A 19,654-nucleotide genomic window follows, 5' to 3' on the forward strand; every position below is an offset into this window, starting at 1 on the left:
GCAGTTGCAGACCAAAAGTCGCCCCTACCCTACAGGCTACTCCTTTGCACGTTGAAGGAATTTATTGACTCTTTGAGCTGTAATGGCAAAATTAATGTTAGCCTCCTGCAGCGACTTTTCCGTTGTAACACCTATGACCTCACCGTATAAGTTGGATACAACACCACCGGATGATCCAAAGTTAATTTTAGCATCAAACTGAATTCTCTCCGGTCTGAATGCGCTTACAATTCCTTTCGAAATAGAAAAGTCAAACCCTGTTGGATTCCCTGCTACGATAACAGATTGCCCCACATAGGCCAATTCCTGCAGAGGCAAATAATTGTCATTGCTGCACGGCGTGCGGAACAAAGCAAGATCCGAATACTCCTCCTGCCTCACTAATTTCGCACTGCACGTCAATTCCTTGTAGGTTCGGAAGCTAATAACAGAATTGTTATTTTTAACGACGTGATAGTTAGTCAAAATAAGATCAGAAGCTACGAAAAAACCTGAGCCGGATGATACCGAATTGGGTTCTATTTTAACAGTTGCTTGCAGCAATTTCTGCGCAGTCAGAATCGACTGTTGTTCTTCGGATTGGAAGTTAGCATTAGTATCTTCAGACCATGTAAAAAAAAGCATCACCAGCAATGAGAAAATGATTCGAAGGTATTTAGCGAAATTAACAGCTTGCAACACTTTCCTTCTCATATCCGACCCTCCCTCTACCTAGTAATTATTTTACTTTGCCAACTACTGGCTGATGGTAGGACCGGGAAGAAATAAAAGAGATGAGACTAAAGGCAGAGTCCTTCCCGCTCGACTTGAGAAGAACCCTTACCTTCAAGAATATTTCACATCAATTTCATAAAACTGCTCATCCTTGCTTTGTTTTCGAATATGTAGTTGCAAGCTTCCGTCCTTGTAAATCGCTTTGCAGCTGGTAGGAATAACAGGATGAGGAAGCCGGATCAATTGAAACTTATCATGAGCATTCCCCTCCAGCTTTACTTGATTGATTGATACATAGGTTTTGATAGTTTTAGCCTCTGTTTTGTCCGGTATATTAATCTTCATAATGAGAGCATGTTCGGTTTCTGCTATCTCTGTATCATACTCCCCCCCTGCGGATTGGTTTAAGGGTTGTATAGATTGTTTCAATATATCTTGTACGTATTGCTCAACCCATGTCGAGCCATCGTTCTTATTTCTGGATACCTGGGGTAACCGTCCACCAAAAGATTCTTCGAATTTTTTCCAATTAAATACAGAAAAAGGATTGTTGTTATTATCCATATAGAATGATCTCCCTTAAACCATTTAGTACACCCCTAGAAGCTCACATTATCCCTTATACGCTAGTGGTTGGCTGGTCAATTAATGAACGCTCTAGAACATTGTTTATGCTTACTCCGTTTAAGGTATTTACCAAATTTCCGATATTCCCCCCACCTTGCCCTTCAACCGTTCTGCTGCTGCTCGTTGGAGAAATGCTTAACGTATCTCCGAAATTCACTGTCCCGCTATTACTGTTAATATTTACAGACTGAACAATTGAAGGCAAGTAAGCCCCCTCCCAACTGAATATGCATATTTCATCAAGGCCTTTCTTTTAGTAAATGCCGGATATGCTTAATCCGTGACTGGGCGTATAAAGTTTCACTGGATCCAATATGGACAATTGCTGAGGCGGATACCAGAAACACGGATATTTTATTTACGACTATATGGGGTGATTCATTAATTCTCATCAGTTGAACGTTTTCATCTATTACAGGTGCCTCGAGAGGAATGGAGAAAATAGCGTATTCGCTGAAATCAAATTCTTTTTCAAGAAATATAGCTTTCTCACGCTGTACAGCAATCGCATAATTGAATGGAGCCATATTCTCCGAGTCGCCAACTTCAAAGACTGTAGCTTCTCCTACCGTATTTATTTTAATAGTGCCAATCGATGATATTCTGTTGTTCAAAGACCGCGCCCCCTTATCCATTACCCTCTTGGATCTGCGATTTTCCTACCCAACAAAAGGAATGGTAACACCGATAATGACCTTCTCAGGCGGTGTGTCAAAAGCGCTAATCAAGGAGATCGAACGAATGTCTCCGACCATAAAAGTTGATGAGCTGCTCAAGTACGAAATTTCTATATAATCCACTACAACGCCTCCATTAATTACAGTGAACTCCATTTAATTTTCGTTCTCCTTTCGCGGCAAATTTCTAATAAAAGCTTCAAATGTTTTTTCAATGTCTCGTTTGACTTCTTCAATGATCGACTCCTGTGTGTTTTCCGCTGGTTCCGGATGCTTCAGCAAGTAATAGCGGATCCGTTGATCGATTTGTTTTTTTACGTCTTCCACAATAAATTTGCGGTAGGGCTCATCCAAAGGATATTGATATTGATGTTCAAAAACTTCAAGAGCTCTATAAGCATCGCTGTTCAAATAATCTTTGACCTGCTCTTGAATGCAGTGGAACATTTGCGGGTTCTGCTGCGCTGCAACTGATGGTGTATGTAGGGATTGCCCTACAGAAAACTCCTCAATAGACGAATCCGTTGAGCTTGGAGTAGGATTGAGCCCGATGTTCAAAGTACCCTCAAGCTTTTCCACCTTTAATAGATCAAAACGATACTCATTTCGGATTACTGGTGGCTGTATGTTGTTTTTCTTTAATTCGTCTATTTCTTTATCCATTTCTTGAATTTTGCTATTCAGTTGTTGTATTTGTTGATTTAGATACTGCAGGTAATCGTTAACTTGCTTCATATAACGCAGCATATCCGGGTCCATATAGTGCATACCATTCAACCTTTCCCTGCAAAATCAACCATTAATTAAGATCTCGGCTCCGACAAAGGGATAAAAGGAATAACGGATGCCCCCACTGATGGTGCGGCTTCCTTGAATCCTCCCGTATTATAAAGCTGTGAAACAGGTTTAATAATACCCGCACTGCCAATTTGAAGAACGGAAGAGTTCGAGATACCTTCCACCTTAATTGTGTGGATGTTAATGTTTTGATGGATGAAGAAGTTCATTCTTTTTTATCCCCCTCTCCGATACCTTGATTTTGCGGCACAACGATTTCCGTTTGTTCAAAAGCTTCGGAATCATACACATTGATGACACTAGAAGAATTGTTAACATTCAGGGTTTCACCAGAATTGAATGATCCCCCTCCGGCATATGTTTTACTATAGGTGGTTGGGGAAATAATCCCCACATCCCCGACATTAAAAACACCGCTAACACTGATCACATTGATGGCACCTACAATTGCCGGCATACACGACATCCTTTTATAATAAAATGTCCTTAATGTATTTTATGACTGAAGTTTCTGTGTATTCATCGATTATGAAAGGAAGTATGTAAAGAATGAAAATGACAGTAAACAATAAGTGTATTCGTGTCGAAGTTATCGATATTGGAGGGGTGGGCAATTCATCCATTGTTTTAATCGGAGATGCAGAAGTTATTAGCAGCATATCTCATTTTGATACGCCAGCAGATTCTCTGGTTTTTAGTCCGAATATTCCTTTGAATCCAGTAAATCGGAACTTAGAGAAGACGAAGCCTGATCCGCCATGATAAAGCCATTTCAACTCCAGTTGATTTCTGGCATAAAAATGGAGCCGCGCAGGATCTACGGACTCCATTTTTATTCATTCAGTATGAATTAGAATTTGACATGTGCCGCGGCTAAAAAAAGACGGTTGGCTACAATTTTTCATAAAAATCCCTGACTAAAGTGATCGAGGAACAATTTAAGTCAACTGCTAAAAAAGCTGTCGTAAGGCTTCAGGTACATCACTACTTTTTCGTGATTGTATATCAATGGTTACACTGGTCACAAGCGAGTCAGCACAAAGCTCTCCAGCTTGATTATATATCTCCTGTTTAAGCACGAAGCTAGTTCTCCCGATTTTGTCAGGATGAGTTAGGATTGAAAGCCTATCCCCTTGCTTGCACTCTTTACGATAATTGATATTAATGTTTACAGTTACAGTCTGAACACCTAACTGGCTTAACACTTCGTAGCTAAGACCTGCCGTATCATACCACTCTTCACGTCCCCACTCTAAATACTCTAAGTATTTGGCATTATTGACATGACCATTAACGTCTATTTCAGTTGATCGAACCACAATATCAAGCGTTACTTTCATCGTCATTTGTTCCCTCCATAAATCCAATTATATTTTTTTGCGATATTCCGTTGGCGACATACCGGAGAAGGCACGAAATAGTTTAAAGAAATAACTGCTATTATCAAAACCAAGCTCCTCAGAAATTTGTTCTACACTTTGATTGGATTTATCAAGCATCTCTCGAGCTCTCTCCATCTTACATCTCGTAACAAATTCAATAAACGTTTCTCCAGTCTCTTTTTTGAAAATACGACTAAAATGAGATGAATTAAGGTCTAATCGTTTTGCCATTTCATCCATACTTATCTTTTCGTTCAAATGCATCATAACATAACGCTGTGCCTCGACGATTTCTTTGCGTTTAGTATGATCCTGGTAGGCTCTCAGTTTTCCCATTTTTTCCACTAAAAAGTTGTTCAACCATTCACTAAGATGATCTAGCGTATCAATTGCGTATACCGTTTGCTGAAGCAACTCTGCGCTATAATTCGTAAGAAAATGCTGCATTACGGTGTACTTTAGTTCAATGTCAGTAACGATTTTTAACACCCAACTTCGGACCGAATCCATAGGATATCTATTAGCGTCCATTATACCAATCCACTTTGCTAGGGTTCCTTTGACATAATCAACATCGCAATTCAGAATACAATTTTTGAAATCATCCAGAGCCGCTGCATAATAAACGAATATATCGTCTTTAGTTATCTCAAAATGCTGCAATTTGAGAATGCGATTCTCCCCTGAATAAAAGCGAAAGGTTTTTGCATTCAGTAATAAAGTGATCTGCTTTTTCAATTCAGTCATCGTATCGCAACTCTCACCGAAGTAAAAAGAAGTTCCTATTTTCATATAACGGCCCATTGAATTTTGAATCAATTGCAACTCTTCGTTTATTTTATCCAATAGGTTCCATTTGATCGACTTAGGATAGGGGTATAGGATATAATAATGTCTCTCGTCAAGTGTAACAATTACACTTCCCTCGATCTTAACCGATTCGTTTAGCGCATTAACTATTACATATTGAAGCTGGTGCTCTCCGCCAAACCTCTCCTCTAAATGCGAGAAACGTTCCAGCATGCAGAGCACAGGTAAATAAGGAGTTCCATTTATTAAGCGAATGCCGAAGCTTTCCGCTTTCACTGCCCATTCTGTTTCATTCCATATAGGTTGTTCTATCAATGAATGCAAAAATTTCGTGCCTAACGATGAAAGACTTTCAAAAACTACGGTTTGTAGTTTCTGCCTTTCACTTCTTAATACTTCTTCTTCATTTAACTGTTTAGTAAGCTGACGTAAAATATCTATTAACTGTTCGATTCGAAGAGTTTCTTTTAGAATATAATCATTAACATTCAACTTGACTGCCCTTTGAGCAAAGTGAAAATCTTCATGGCATGATAATATGACAGTCTTTAGAAATGGGTTGATTTTGCGTCCTTCTTCAATTAACTCTAACCCATTTATGATTGGCATACCTATATCGGTGATTAGAATATCAGGTGTCACACGCTTGCAAGCATGAACAGCTTCCTCTCCATCAGAACAAGCCTCAATGAGCTCCAAACCGAGTTGCTGCCAAGGAATTTTTGTCGTTAGGTAATCAATAACAGGCATATGGTCGTCAGCGATAATTACTTTATACATTTCATTCATTCTCCATAGTTGAAATTGGAAGGGTTAATACGATGTTGGCGCCTTGATTATAAACGCTTTGTATCGTCATCTGAAACCGATCCCCATAAATTAACTTTAGACGCTCATACACATTGAAAAGCCCTATACCCGATATCTTATAACTGCCATTATGAGCAGATTCTTCAATAATCTGTTTTTTATTAAGGAGTAAGCGTTCCTGTAAAATGCTCATGGTTTCAGAATCGATACCCAGTCCATTATCCTTAACCGATATGAGCAAATTATCACCAAATTTTTCTACATTTATCGTAATGCAACCGCTTTTTCGGGAAAAGCCGTGCTTATAAGCATTTTCAATTATTGGCTGGAGTATAAATCTGGGTACTGTTTCCAGAAGCAATTCCGAATTCACATCTATATGAAAAACGACTGGATGCCTCATAGTAAAGTTCATCAAATCCATATACTGCTTGGCCATATCGATCTCAGCAAGTAAAGATACAAACTCTTGCTGGCTGGAAACTGTTGATCGCAGAAGAGTTGATAATGATCCTACCAATTCGGCGTTCTGATGATCGTCTTTCATTAACAGCTTTAAACGAACGGAGCTTAGCACGTTAAACAAGAAATGAGGATGAATTTGCGCATGCAACATATCAATCTCTGCTTTCCGTTTAAGCTGCTGTTCGAGCTTGACTTGTTCAAGCATCTGTATAATTCGGTCAAGCATTTCATCGAAAGCCCGGCCTAGACGTCCTACTTCATCCCTTCCTCTTATGTTAGACCGTACTTCTATATCTCCAGCTTCAACCTTTAGCGCAACTTCACCAAGTACTTGAATCGGTTTAGTAAACTTTTGAAGCAAATAGGTAAGGATTATGATAAATCCAACTACAAAAAGCACTTGTAGAACCAAACCAGACCGAGAAATATTGTTTAATTTATCGGTCAATTGTTCATAAGGAGCCAAACTGACCAAATTCCAACCAGCATGACGAAGGGGTATCGACACATACAAGTGAGTTTTTCCTTTTAAACTAATAATCTCAGGTGATTCTACGACACCTTTCTTAATTAAATCCAGAAAATTATCTCCAATACAACCCTTATCTCGATAGGACAAAATTTGGCTATTATTATCCAAGAGAAAAATCTCCTCGGAAAACTTGTCATAGATGTCGCTAAACGTATTCTCCGTACGACTTACAATTAAATAAGCAAACGGCCTTGACGAATTGTCCGTTAAAACTCTTGCTGTCATGATGACATAAGGATTCTCTGCTACCTGTGATTTCAAATAATTAGGTTGAACTCCCAAAAAAAGCGTATCTAATGCCGATGTTTGGGACAAATCCTTGAACCAAGATTGTTCCCTGAAATTCGAAGGTTCAAACTCATAATACGAATAATCGGAAAAATATCGACCATCCTCCATAAGCAAAGTGAGCTGCATATTCGGTTTATCACTCACCAACTGTTCTAATTGGGTCGTTACTAACTTCGATAGTAATGGATCAGATTTGCCCTGAAGCGAGCTCTTAAGCTCCGAATCAAATTGAATCGTATTCGATACGGCAACCATTTCTTCAATAACCTTATTCATTTGAACCTGCACATTTTGCAATATCTGTTTTGAGCTTTCCAACGAATGTTCTCGAATGATCCGCTGTGAAAAATCATTTGTAATATATAGCATAATGATGGTTGGCAGTATTAAACAAGTGATTGAAGTAACGATTAATTTTTTCCTAAGAGATAGATTTCGAAAGAATAATAACATTATAAACTCCTAATCAATAGAATAAAGACTTTTAACTTTACATTGCCGAAAATTAGAGCATCGGTGGCAGTTACAGCTTCAATACAGGAGGGGCCATGATCGAATGCATCTTGCTGTTAGACAAGATGCATTCTGTCATGGCCCATCCAAGGTAATACGAGTAGGCTTCGTGCATATGCAATAATCAAATCTCTACTATGCAAATTATATCATGGATGATACCAACCCGTGGAATATTTGATTTCCTTATCGGATACCAATCATTTAATCAGTATTAAATACGTGTATCCCATAATCCACAAAAAGCATCAACTTCACATTGTCCTTTAAATGAAGATTCTCCTAATATTTTCTTAATCGTTTCTTGAATTACAGTTCTGGTTGGTGCATATGCATTGATGTAGGTCTTAACCATCGGCACATCATATAAATGAAAGGGATTATGCAATGAAACAAATACCGTCGGCAATGAGGTAACATACCACGGAATTTCCGAACTCATAGGTGAAGACCATTTGATACGCGCGTAATTTGCTTGTGCAAATTCTTGAACATTCGCAAATAAGATCACAGCGTCAAACGAATTCGTAAATATTGATACCTTCTCACGTTTAAAACGTTGAACAGCTACAGGAGCTTGCTTATTCTCAGCACTCTCTTGCTTCACTTGTGCAATCTGCGCTGTCTGCGGTACAAATAAGGTCACTTCAAAACCAACTTTCTCAAGCTCTTCAACAATTATATCTTTTACGCCTTGTTGTTTTTGCCCAAAAAACACGAGGTCATCACCAAGAACATACAACATGATTCGACGATGCGTCTCCGGTTTAAGAGGTAGCTCTGCACGTGTTTGTTTAACAAGTGTGATGGATTGATCTGCTACCTCTCTCGCTATGGCCTTATGAGTTTCACAACCAATCACACTTAAAGCCGATATCGGCGGAACAAGTGTGCCTGCTCGTTGTTTATTATGCAAACCAAGGGAAGCTTTTAATCCTAAAATGCGTTTGAGCGCATCTGTTAATCGTTGTTCGGTAATAATACCATTTTTGTAACCATCCATCATAAAGGAAAAATCCTCTTCCGGATCATTAAAGAACAAGAACATATCACATCCCGCTGCTATTGTGTGAGGTAATATGTCTGAGCGTTTCATAGCCGATGTAAGTCCTAACATTGCAGAAGCATCGGTAAGGACCAATCCATTAAACCCTAACTTATCACGCAATAATCCTGTAACTAATTCCGGCGATAAGGTTGCAGGCAATATTTCTGCATCTGTCAAATTTGGGTTTAATCGGCGGGAATAAGCAGGTAATTTAATATGACCGATCATAACGCTATGAACCCCTGCTTCAATCATTCCATGATACACTTTGCCATACGTTTGATCCCATTCTTCGCAAGACAGTGTATTAACACTCGTCAATAAGTGATGATCGCGCTCATCCACACCATCGCCAGGGAAATGCTTCATTGCAGCAGCGAAGCCGCTTTTACATATCCCTTTAAAATAGGCCTCAGACATATCCAAAACCACTTCTGGCTTATCGCTAAAACAACGTGTCATCGTTACGGGATTCCGCCAATTGTAATTAATATCAACCACTGGAGCAAATGACCAGTTACAACCTATCGCAGCCCCTTCGACACCACTAACATAGCCTAATTGGTATGCATATTGAGGGTCTTTAGTGGCGCCAATTTGTATATGGGTACCAATCAAAGTACCATCTGTACAAGCCCCATTACCGCCTGACTCTACATTGGCTGCGATGAGTAAAGGAATCTTACTGTTTTCCTGTAAATATTTATTTTGCTCATAGATCGTTTCAGCATTATTGGGATTATAACGCACTCCGCCAATATGGTACTTTTCTAATATATCCTTTAAATATTCCTGATCATGACGATACCCTAAGTTTATAAATAGTTGTCCGATCTTTTCTTCGATTGTCATTGAATCTATTGTTGTTTCTACCCATGTAATGTCTTCATTGCTTAAATTAAAAGGTTTTGCTTTCAAATTCACCATTTTTTGTAATCTCCTTTTTAATTTACCCGAGTATTGGATTTACTTATCCCTTCACACTACCCATAGCAACACCTTCAATAACATGCTTCTGCCCAATAATGAAAATAATCAACAGCGGCAAAATAGCGGATACAGCACCAGCCATTATGAGGGAATAAAATTCGCCATTCGCATCTGCAAACTTACGCATACCGATCTGCAGGGTAAACAAAAGATCAGACCGGATAAAAATCAACGGATTCTGGTAATCGTTCCATGTCCAGATAAATCGTAAGATCATATAGGTTGCCAAAGCTGGCTTAACTAGCGGAAGTGTAATCCGGGAAAAGATGACCCAATGATTCGCACCGTCAATCCTGGCCGATTCAATAATATCATTATGAATACCCATGAAAAACTGTCGCAGCAGGAATGTCCCTAGAACCCCGGAGGCACCTATCAGGATCAAACCAAGATGGCTATCAAACAATCCCATCCAACGCATCATAATAAATTGCGGTACCAGAATGGCCTGAGAAGGAATCATGAAGGTGACCAGTACGAGAACGAAGATCATATCTCGCCCTTTGAAGGGAACCTTAGAGAAGCCATAAGCAGCCATACATGATATTAGTAAAGAAAACAGGGTTGTCAGTATAGAAACCTTCAAGCTGTTCCAGTAATACATTGAAAAAGGCAGCGCTCCGGCCCAAACCTCATGGTAATTTTCTGCCGCTCTCCACGTCTTTGGAATCCATTGAATTGGATAAGTCAACACATCAAGCTCTGGCTTGAAAGAAGCCGAAATCATCCAGAAGAAAGGCAAAGCGAAGAAGATTCCCATCGCCCCCATCACTAAAGTGATTAATGTACGATCGATACGAATTAATTTCATAGGAACACCCCTTAATAGTTTACCCATTTCTTTTGACCAACCCATTGAATAAGAGTAATCACAAGAATGAAGAGAAGCAGTACGATGCCCATGGCAGAAGCGTAACCGGACTTCAAATTGATAAATGCAGTTTCGTATAAGTAAAAAACAATGACCGAAGTGGAGCCTGCTGGCCCTCCGTTCGTCAGGATCATGATGAGATCGAATGCCTTGAAGGAAGCGACCAATCCGGTTATTAACAAAAAGAAAGTCGTTGGTGAAAGCATCTGCAACGTAATGGAGAAAAATTGCCGAATGGGCGATGCTCCATCAATATCAGCTGCTTCGTACAAATCCTTCGGTATATTTTGCAAACCAGCCATAAATATAATCATATTGAATCCTAGTGAAGACCATACCATTATGATCATGACAGACAGCAACGCGTAATGCGTATCCGCGAGCCACAATGGCGGACTATCGATCCCAATTGACTTTAAGAATCCATTAATTGGACCATTGGTTGGATGAAATAACACCCTCCACAATACTGCTACTGCTACAAAACTTGAGATAAACGGCATAAAGTAGACTACCTTGAAGAAGGTTTTGAAGTACGTCGCCTTATTAATGAGCACCGCCAATACTAATGAAAGAAATAGGGATACGGGAACAACAGCCATCAACGCGATGTTGTTCTTCATGGATTGAATAAAGTTTTCATCATGAAAAAGCTTTTGGTAATTTTCGAATCCGACTGATTTGATGCTGTCCAGACCAGAAATAAAATTCCAATCGGTGAAGCTAATGATACCGGAGAGCAGAATGGGTATAATCGTTAGGATGGTAGTAGTAATTAGCATGGGTGCAGTAAAAAAGAAGCCGGCCCAAGCATCACCACTATGAGAGCGCTTTCTAGAATGCTGCAGAAGTTTCTTTGATACGATTCCAGCGGGGTTTTCTATCAAAGCTTGTTTCAAATCAATCACCTCTTGTTGTTTGGTTATGCTTCTTATTATAAGGAGCTGAAACAGTAAGAACATCCAAGAATTTTTTCTATCCGAAAAAATATTTGCGCGCTTTTTCTATTGTAGAGTTACCTTGAATGCTCACTTTAGCTTGCGGAAGTTAACCGGTGACATCCCTGAGAATGCTTTAAACAATTTGATAAAATAACTCGTATTCTCATATCCGAGCATTTCGGCAATCCGTTCTATACTTTTTTCTGATTGCAATAAATACTCTTGAGCTCGTTCCATTTTATACCGCGTTACGAATTCTATGAAGGTTTCTCCCGTTTCCATTTTAAAGATACGACTGAAATGACTCGCATTTAAAAACAGCATACGAGCGATTTCCTCCATAACGATCTTCTCTGACATATGTGTCATCACATATCGTTTGGCTTCAATCACTTCTCTTCGCTCACTTTCGTGCTGTGATTTAGTGACATAATCGATTTTTTCCATGAGAAAATGCCGCATATAATCAAATAATTCTTCCAAAGATTCTAATTCTAGTACTGTGTTATGAAACCTTTCTGTTGAAAAAGCTTTTTGAAAGTGTCGCAGAGAGCGATACTTCAAATCGATATCAGACATTAGCTTAAGTACCCAACCGTGAACTTCCTCTACCTTAAACCGATGAGTTCTAATCATTTGTTCCCATCGATTTAATACACCCTCCACTGTTTCTATCCTACCTTCGACAATAAGCTGTTTGAGCTCGTCTGATGCCAGCGAGAAATACTTATAGATATCATCCGTAGAATATTGGAATGGCTCCCATTTATACATGCTTTTTGAATTTTCATAAAAACGTTGGTTCTTGCTATCCGTTATCTCTTTTAATCGCTGCTTAATTTCTGATGGAGTATGGGAGGGTACAGAAAGTATGAAAGACAAGCTAATTCTTATTTTTTCTTCAAATTCCACTTGTATAGCAGTAAGTTTATAGCGAATCTCATTGTAATCTTTGATTATGTGGTTGGGTCGCAGAGGAAGCAATAAAATGATTTGATTGACTGCGTAGTGAAAGCTAACTCCTACTCTCCTTGTATCCACCAGCTCGTTGATGCCATTTTCAAAAACATACTTGAACAATTCATCCGATTGATACCGTTGTTTCAATTCACATAATCGCTTAGCAAAACAGAGTACAGGTACATAGATATGCTTGTCCATATGGATCCCAAACTGCTGGGCTTCGGTTTCCCAACGTTTAGTATCATGAATTGGATTCATAAGAGTAGAACGAATAAAGGATTCCTTTAGTAAGGAATTATTCTGATCTAAAATGCTTTTTAAACGTACCTGGCTTTCTAATACTTTGTTTTCTTGATCCAATTGGAGTTGTGTAGTTTTTAGTATTTCAATTATTGTTTCAGGCTTCATCTTTTCCTTTAATATGTAATCCATTACGTTTAGTTTGACAGCTTGTTGGGCATATTGGAAATCGTCATGACAGGATAAAATAATAACTTTCAACAAGGGGGCTAGCTGCTTTGCAGCCTTAGTGAGTTCTAAACCGTCTATTTCTGGCATTCCAATGTCTGTTATCAGAATGTGCGGCATTTCTAGCTTGCAATGCTCTAATGCCTCTTTACCATTATAATGCATGCCTATAACTTCCATCTCAAGCGATTCCCAAGGAATGATATGCAATAGAAACTCAAGCACAGGATAACTATCATCAACAAGCAGTACTTTCCACATTTTCGCAATGCCTCCAATTCTTGAGTTTACGCAAGGAAAATCAAAATCAACGGAAACCTCAGTTCATCTGAGAAGACCGTTGATTTTTGTGTTTATTTGCTGTTATTTTTTATGACTTCTTGAACCTTTTGCGATGCATTTTTAATGGCGGCATCCGTATCCACTTCACCAAGTAAAAATCTCTCGACTTCTTTAATATAAGCTTTGTCGATTTCATCATGGTAGGGTTTCGGAATGTTGAATTTTTGAGGAATGCTGTTTTTGATCACGTTCAATAAAGATTCCTTGTCCACGTTATCCGGTGTTTTGGAGGAAGCAATTAGGTTATCGAGTACGTTGGATACATCCGCCTTTTTCCATGCTGGGATATATTTCCCTTGAAGCGTAATTCCTTCTGTTGTGTACCAGCGTACGAATTGATAAGCTTCGTCCTTATGCTTGGACTTGGCATACACACCCATTAGATCTCCGCCCGAAATAGTTGTAGTCGGATCGTTCTTATTCACTTTAGGATAAGGTGCGAATACAGTCTTAAAGTTAGCTGGCACTTTATCCGTTCCACCAGCTTCAGGAATCATATAATCACCTGTGATAATCATACTTGCTTTTTCATTGAAAAATTGAGGTCTGTAGCTCAGTTTTTGGCTAACTGTTTCCGAATATGGCGTTGCTGATTTGTCCACGATTTCCGCTTGCTTGCGGATATCAAGCGAGCGCTTAATAAGCGGGTTATCCAAATTCAGGGTCTTGCCGTCATCCTTATACAGGTAGTAATTATCCATCTGATTGATCTGAGCTATTTGATAGTATATTGGAAATGTATGAAAGAATGTTCCATACCTTTTATTCGCTCCTTCGCCTTTGGTCAACTTCTTCGAATAGTCGAGGAACTCATCCCACGTCCAATCCTTGGGTACCGGTAGACCTGCTTCATCCAAGTGATTCTTATTCAACATAACAAAGAAAGTCGTTTTCTTAGCGGGAAGCGCATAGGTCTTGTCCCCGATCGATGGATCAATGTAGTATTCATCCTGCACTTTATAACCGTCTTTTGCAATGTAATTGTTGAGAGGCTCAAGCATTTTGATAGCAGCCCGCTGTGTGTAAAATTGTGGTTGAGAGAACATCATCACATCTATCTGATCACCGGAAGCGGCAGCAAGATCAAGCTTTTTCAAATAATCAATCGAGTTGTTGTCTCCGGCCGTGACTGCCTCAATCTTAATATTTGGATATTTTTTCTCGAACTCCTTGTAAACTATTTTCCAATTATCTTGGTCCTCATTATACCAAAAGTGAAATTTTAGCGTTACTTGTTCCGTTTTTTTGTCGGTAACCTCTGAATTTTTAGCAATAGGACCCGAACATCCGCTGAGCAATCCCGCAATGATTGAAATAGCAGCCAGACTTCGAGCTTTGTTATTAATAAGCATCGTCAATCCCCTTTTCCCCTTATTAGCAACCGCATCATGTCAAGTTATGAAAGCGGGAACATGTGATTATTTATCAATCATACGTTAAATGAGTTTCATAAACATTCAACAATTTTTGCAAATAGCAAAAAAAATTTTCTACTCTCCTTACTAGTGTGTCTACGAGAAGTGCTCTTATACAAAAAATCAACGCCCCGCTCAGTTCATCTGAGAGGAACGTTGATTTCCGTTTTATTTGTTGTTATTTTTTATGACTTCTTGGACCTTTTGCGATGCATTTTTGATGGCAGTATCCGTATCTACTTCACCAAGCAAAAATCTTTCAATTTCTTTCACATAAGCTTTGTCAATTTCATCATGATACGGTACCGGAATACTGAATTTTTGTGGAATACTGCTTTTCATCACGTTCAATAAAGATTCCTTATCTACCTTATCCGGTGTTTTGGACGAAGCAATTAGGTTATCAAGCACCTTTGACACATCTGCTTTTTTCCATGTCGGAATATATTTTCCTTGAAGCGTGATTCCTTCTGTTGTGTACCAACGTACGAATTGATATGCTTCTTCCTTATGCTTGGACTTGGCATACACCCCCATAAGGTCTCCACCCGAAATCGTTGTAGTCGGATCGTTCTTGTTCACTTTAGGATAAGGCGCAAAAGCCGTCTTAAAGTTAGCTGGCACTTTATCTGTTCCGCCGGCTTCAGGAATCATAAAATCACCTGTGAGAATCATACTTGCTTTTTCATTGAAATATTGAGGCCTGTAATTCAGTTTTTGGCTAATCACTTCTGAATATGGCGTTGCTGATTTGTCCATAATTTCAGCTTGTCTGAGGATGTCGAGCGATTTCTTGATAAGCGGGTTTTCTATATTTATCGACTTGCCATCGGGCTTATAAAGGAAGGCATTCTCCATCTGATTAATCTGAGCGATTTGATAGTAAAGAGGGAAGGTGTGAAAGTAAGTTCCATATCTCTTATTTGCTCCCTCGCCTTTGGTCAGCTTCTTCGAATAATCAAGAAACTCATCCCACGTCCAATCCTTCGGTACCGCCAGACCTGCTTCATCCAAATGATTTTTGTTCAGCATTACAAAAAAAGTTGCTTTCTTGGCTGGAAGTGCATAGGTCTTATCCCCGATGGATGGATCAAAATAATATTCATCCTGTACCTTATATCCATCTTTCGCAATATAACTGTTAAGTGGCTCCAGCATTTGGATGGCAGCACGCTGCGTGTAATATTGAGGAGCAGAGAACATCATCACATCTACCTGATCGCCAGATGCGGCAGCGAGATCAAGCTTTTTCAAATAATCAAGCGAATTGTTGTCCCCTGCAGTTACAGATTCAATCTTAATGTTCGGGTATTTCTTCTCAAATTGCTTGTAGACGGCTTTCCAATTGTCTTGATCTTCATTATACCAAAAGTGGAATTTCAGTGTTACTGGTTCGACTGTCTTGGTTGCAACCTCCGCACTTTTACCACTAGTATTTACACCACAACCGCTGAGTAATCCTGTAAAAATTGAAACTATTACTAGATTACGAACAAAATAATGAAACATCCTATCCATCCCCTCTTCCACTTTTTTTAATCCTTGCAAAGCCCCTCATGACGTGTAAGCGAATACATTTGCATTATATTACAATTCACTGCCATTAACATGCAACAATCTTTGCACAAAACGAATTATTTTTTCTCAAAGGCAAATTATTTTTTATTTTGCAAAAATCGTTGAATGTGCTTCGTTATGAACTACCTTATATTAAATAAAGTAATACTTCATCTATCAATCACTGACTCTATGAATTAGGTGATTATAGGTCATTAACCGCAAGCAAGGAAAGGGGCAAGGCAAAGCATGAACAGCCAGACTAAACAAAAATTGAGTCTCAGAGAAAAATTAGGGTATGGAGCAGGAGACCTTGGAAACGGATTGATGTTCGATTTGGGACAAATCTATCTCCTGAAATTTTATACAGATGTACTGGGAATTTCAGCTTATACGGCGGGACTCGTTTTTCTAATATCCAAAATCTTTGATGCATTTGCTGATTCAGCAGTAGGCTCTTTTGTAGATTCAAGGAAGTACAGTTCAAAGCTTGGAAAATTCAGACCTTTCATTTTGTTTGGCTCCATTCCTCTGGCAATAACGACAGTACTGACGTTTATAGCTCCTGACTTCTCATATACATCCAAAGTTGTCTACGCTTTTGCCACTTATATGCTATTCGGGTTTGCATATTCTGTAGTCAATATCCCCTTTGGTTCACTATCTTCCGTAATGACGAATGATCCCATCGAACGTACAAAGCTTGCCTCTTTCCGAGGTCTAGGATACCAACTATCTATCTTCATTACAGGAATTGCAGTTGTGCCAATGATTACTGAATTTCAAAATCCAAAAGTAGGATATCCGGTAGCTATGGCTGTAATGGCGTTCGTAGGTGTAATCGCGCATTATTTGTGTTATCGAAATGTAAAAGAAAACTTGGTTGTTAGCAGCTCACTCAAAGAGAAAAAAGTCCCATTTATGGAGATTTTAAAATCTATCCTAACTAATCGCCCGATGCTTATACTCTGCCTTGTCTCTATCTTCATCATTTCTGCAACCTTTATTAAACAGGCTGTTCAAATCTTCTATGCGCAATACAATCTGAATAACATACATCTGATAGGAATCCTAACTTCACTGAGCATGGGAGTCACTATGCTTGCATTGTTCTTGACCCCCCTACTTACCACGCGGTTCGGAAAGAAAAACACGTTCCTTGTGGGTCTAAGTATTAGTATTATTGCTGAACTGCTAAACTTTACACTTCCAGTTCAATCCGCCACATTTATCGTTTTTTACGGTATATCTGCCTTCGGTTTGGCCATTCCGAATACCCTTCTTTGGGCTCATATTGCGGATGTCATTGAGTACAATGAATGGAAAACCGGGAAACGTACCGAGGGCATTATCTATTCTTCATATAGCTTTTTTAGAAAAATGGCTCAAGCGTTAGCCGGCTTTTTGCCGGGTATGGTTCTCGGCATGATAGGCTATGTGCCTAATGCTGTTCAATCAGCAAAAACATTAACAGGTTTAAAAGGTTTGTTTTTCTTGCTGCCAGCAGTTTCTTTCATTGTTGCAGCTCTAATATTTGCCTTCTTCTATAATCTGACGGATGCAAAGCACAAGCAAATATTAAATGAATTAGAAACAAGAAATAACTCAAATTAAATGACTAGAAGGAGCGAATAATCATGTTATATCCACAAGCAAACACCAAAAGAGAAGTAATAGACTTAAATGGAATTTGGAACTTCAAGCTGGACGATCCATACGTTGTCCCAAACGACCTTATCCAAAGTAAGCTTCAAGATACAATCCCGATGCCTGTTCCTGCAAGCTACAATGAACTCACCGAGGACATAAAAATTAAAGAGCATGTAGGAAACGTTTGGTATGAAAGAGAGTTTTACGTGCCGCAATCATGGAATAACAAAAGAATCGTCCTTCGCTTCGGAAGTGTGACCCATTATGGTAAAGTATGGGTCAATGGGCAAGAAGTGATGGAGCACTCGGGGGGCTACACTCCTTTCGAAGAAAATATCGCGCCATATGTTCATTTTGATCGTAAAAACAGGGTTACTGTTATGGTTAATAACGTATTAGACCTTACAACCATTCCTATAGGAGAGTTGGAAATAAGAACAAATAGTGAGGGCAAAGAAATCAAAAGGCAAAATTACTTCCATGATTTCTTTAACTATAGCGGTATTCACAGGCCCATAAAGCTTTATACGACTTCCAACCAATTTATACAAGATATCACTATTCAAACAGACGTAGCAGATCATACAGGTATTGTTAAATACGAAGCACAAGTAGAAGAATCCTCCCAAGTACAAGTATTTATTCTTGATGAAAATGACAATATTGTAGGAGAAGCGTCTGGTGTAAACGGCGTCATCTATGTGAATAATCCAATACTTTGGGAACCTGGCGCTGCTTATCTGTATACTCTTCGAGTGAATGTATTAGACGTTAATGGTCATATTACGGACACTTATGATGAAAGCTTCGGTATTCGTACGGTTAAAGTGGAAGGCTGTCAATTCCTGATTAATGGAAAGCCTTTTTATTTTAAAGGTTTTGGAAAACATGAAGATGCTGAAATTCATGGAAAAGGATTAAGTGAAGCCATCAATGTAAAAGATTTTAGTTTAATGAAATGGATTGGAGCCAACTCATTCCGCACGTCACATTATCCTTACTCGGAGGAAATTATGCGTATGGCCGATCGTGAAGGTATTGTGGTTGTAGACGAAGTCCCTGCAGTAGGACTGCATATGACGCTTGGCGGCTTCATGTCATCGCAGAAAAGAAATACTTGGGAAACGGTCCAAACTCAAGAAAGCCATAAACAAGCGATAACGGAATTGATTGCCCGTGATAAAAATCACCCTTGCGTAGTGATGTGGGTCGTTGCTAACGAACCTGCTGGTGAGGAAGAAGGAGCTTATGAGTACTTTAAACCATTGGTTGACCTTACCAGAGAACTTGATCCAACTCGCCCGCTTACTATTGTCAGCTTTCAAGCGGCAACTCCAAAGGCTTGTAAAATTCATTCCTTAAGCGATGTGATTTGTTTAAACCGGTACTACGGATGGTATTTCAATAGTGGTGATTTGGAAACAGCGGAGCTGGAGCTACGGAAAGAGCTGCTTGAATGGCGGGATACATCTGAAAAACCAGTGTTCCTTACAGAATTTGGCGCAGATACCCTGCATGGTCTAACTTCTGCAGTACCGACTATGTGGACAGAGGAATACCAATGTGAGTTTTTGAAGACATACCACCGAGTGTTTGACGAGCTCGATTTTGTGATTGGTGAACACGTTTGGAATTTTGCTGATTTTGCAACCAAACAAGGGATCATGAGAGTCGATGGAAATAAGAAAGGTGTATTCACCCGTGACAGGAAACCCAAAAAAGCAGCCTATTTACTGCGTGAAAGATATAAGAATATCGCAAATTATTACTATAAAAAATAAATAGAATAA

At 39.2% G+C, this 19,654-nt stretch carries 20 protein-coding genes; 3 read left to right on the forward strand and 17 right to left on the reverse strand.

Translation table 11 applies throughout. From position 1 onward, the window contains the following. Positions 1 to 36 precede the first annotated feature (36 nt). The 8 genes from GC093_RS29930 to GC093_RS29965 form a co-directional block, all read right to left on the reverse strand. Entirely contained in the window at positions 37 to 693 is a 657-nt protein-coding gene (locus GC093_RS29930; protein ID WP_171655591.1) for a S1C family serine protease, read from the reverse strand. A gap of 132 nt (positions 694 to 825) precedes the next feature. Next, positions 826 to 1,278 carry an Hsp20/alpha crystallin family protein gene (locus GC093_RS29935; protein ID WP_171655592.1) on the reverse strand — a complete coding sequence of 151 codons (453 nt, stop codon included), beginning with the start codon at positions 1,276 to 1,278 and terminating at the stop codon, positions 826 to 828. A 55-nt stretch (positions 1,279 to 1,333) separates the two neighbouring features. After that, positions 1,334 to 1,546: a spore germination protein gene (locus GC093_RS29940; protein WP_171655593.1), complete on the reverse strand. Its 213-nt coding sequence runs from the start codon at positions 1,544 to 1,546 to the stop codon at positions 1,334 to 1,336. Positions 1,547 to 1,580: 34 nt separating this feature from the next. Next, on the reverse strand, positions 1,581 to 1,955 hold the full coding sequence (locus tag GC093_RS29945) for a spore germination protein GerPE (RefSeq protein ID WP_171655594.1): 375 nt from the start codon (positions 1,953 to 1,955) through the stop codon (positions 1,581 to 1,583). A gap of 45 nt (positions 1,956 to 2,000) precedes the next feature. Beyond that, positions 2,001 to 2,174 (reverse strand): spore germination protein GerPD, encoded by a 174-nt coding sequence (locus GC093_RS29950; protein WP_171655595.1) that lies wholly within the window; start codon positions 2,172 to 2,174, stop codon positions 2,001 to 2,003. Next, a complete protein-coding gene (gene gerPC / locus GC093_RS29955) occupies positions 2,175 to 2,786 on the reverse strand; it encodes a spore germination protein GerPC (protein ID WP_171655596.1) in 612 nt (203 codons plus the stop codon). It lies immediately after the preceding gene. A 35-nt stretch (positions 2,787 to 2,821) separates the two neighbouring features. Continuing rightward, complete coding sequence (locus GC093_RS29960) at positions 2,822 to 3,025, reverse strand: spore germination protein GerPB (RefSeq protein WP_171655597.1); 204 nt, start codon at positions 3,023 to 3,025, stop codon at positions 2,822 to 2,824. Next, positions 3,022 to 3,273 (reverse strand): spore germination protein, encoded by a 252-nt coding sequence (locus GC093_RS29965; protein ID WP_171655598.1) that lies wholly within the window; start codon positions 3,271 to 3,273, stop codon positions 3,022 to 3,024. The genes GC093_RS29960 and GC093_RS29965 overlap by 4 nt, the downstream gene beginning before the upstream one ends. A gap of 92 nt (positions 3,274 to 3,365) precedes the next feature. On the opposite strand from GC093_RS29965, the gene GC093_RS29970 reads away from it, so the two are divergent. Beyond that, a complete protein-coding gene (locus tag GC093_RS29970; RefSeq protein WP_171655599.1) occupies positions 3,366 to 3,578 on the forward strand; it encodes a spore germination protein GerPD in 213 nt (70 codons plus the stop codon). A 188-nt stretch (positions 3,579 to 3,766) separates the two neighbouring features. Here GC093_RS29970 and GC093_RS29975 read toward each other — a convergent pair whose 3' ends face one another. The 9 genes from GC093_RS29975 to GC093_RS30015 all read right to left on the reverse strand — a co-directional run bounded on the left by GC093_RS29975 (position 3,767) and on the right by GC093_RS30015 (position 16,166). Continuing rightward, a complete protein-coding gene (locus GC093_RS29975; RefSeq protein ID WP_171655647.1) occupies positions 3,767 to 4,156 on the reverse strand; it encodes an acyl-CoA thioesterase in 390 nt (129 codons plus the stop codon). A gap of 27 nt (positions 4,157 to 4,183) precedes the next feature. After that, the gene (locus tag GC093_RS29980) at positions 4,184 to 5,788 is read right to left on the reverse strand and encodes a response regulator transcription factor (protein ID WP_171655600.1); all 1,605 of its coding nucleotides are present in this window, start codon (positions 5,786 to 5,788) and stop codon (positions 4,184 to 4,186) included. 1 nt (position 5,789) lies between these two features. Further along, positions 5,790 to 7,559 (reverse strand): histidine kinase, encoded by a 1,770-nt coding sequence (locus tag GC093_RS29985; protein ID WP_171655601.1) that lies wholly within the window; start codon positions 7,557 to 7,559, stop codon positions 5,790 to 5,792. A 274-nt stretch (positions 7,560 to 7,833) separates the two neighbouring features. Continuing rightward, positions 7,834 to 9,594: a glycoside hydrolase family 3 protein gene (locus tag GC093_RS29990; protein WP_171655602.1), complete on the reverse strand. Its 1,761-nt coding sequence runs from the start codon at positions 9,592 to 9,594 to the stop codon at positions 7,834 to 7,836. 43 nt (positions 9,595 to 9,637) lie between these two features. Next, positions 9,638 to 10,468 carry a carbohydrate ABC transporter permease gene (locus GC093_RS29995; protein ID WP_171655603.1) on the reverse strand — a complete coding sequence of 277 codons (831 nt, stop codon included), beginning with the start codon at positions 10,466 to 10,468 and terminating at the stop codon, positions 9,638 to 9,640. Between the two features lie 11 nt (positions 10,469 to 10,479). Continuing rightward, the gene (locus GC093_RS30000) at positions 10,480 to 11,427 is read right to left on the reverse strand and encodes a carbohydrate ABC transporter permease (RefSeq protein ID WP_246315638.1); all 948 of its coding nucleotides are present in this window, start codon (positions 11,425 to 11,427) and stop codon (positions 10,480 to 10,482) included. A gap of 129 nt (positions 11,428 to 11,556) precedes the next feature. Further along, complete coding sequence (locus GC093_RS30005; RefSeq protein WP_171655605.1) at positions 11,557 to 13,161, reverse strand: helix-turn-helix domain-containing protein; 1,605 nt, start codon at positions 13,159 to 13,161, stop codon at positions 11,557 to 11,559. A 92-nt stretch (positions 13,162 to 13,253) separates the two neighbouring features. After that, complete coding sequence (locus tag GC093_RS30010) at positions 13,254 to 14,594, reverse strand: ABC transporter substrate-binding protein (RefSeq protein ID WP_171655606.1); 1,341 nt, start codon at positions 14,592 to 14,594, stop codon at positions 13,254 to 13,256. Positions 14,595 to 14,825: 231 nt separating this feature from the next. Then, a complete protein-coding gene (locus GC093_RS30015) occupies positions 14,826 to 16,166 on the reverse strand; it encodes an ABC transporter substrate-binding protein (RefSeq protein WP_171655607.1) in 1,341 nt (446 codons plus the stop codon). A gap of 297 nt (positions 16,167 to 16,463) precedes the next feature. Here GC093_RS30015 and GC093_RS30020 point away from each other — a divergent pair, with 297 nt between their 5' ends. Further along, positions 16,464 to 17,828 (forward strand): glycoside-pentoside-hexuronide (GPH):cation symporter, encoded by a 1,365-nt coding sequence (locus GC093_RS30020; RefSeq protein WP_171655608.1) that lies wholly within the window; start codon positions 16,464 to 16,466, stop codon positions 17,826 to 17,828. 23 nt (positions 17,829 to 17,851) lie between these two features. After that, on the forward strand, positions 17,852 to 19,645 hold the full coding sequence (gene uidA / locus GC093_RS30025; protein ID WP_171655609.1) for a beta-glucuronidase: 1,794 nt from the start codon (positions 17,852 to 17,854) through the stop codon (positions 19,643 to 19,645). The last annotated feature ends 9 nt before the right edge of the window (positions 19,646 to 19,654 follow it).

It is taken from the genome of Paenibacillus foliorum, from assembly GCF_013141765.1.
GTDB classification, from domain to species: domain Bacteria; phylum Bacillota; class Bacilli; order Paenibacillales; family NBRC-103111; genus Paenibacillus_S; species Paenibacillus_S foliorum.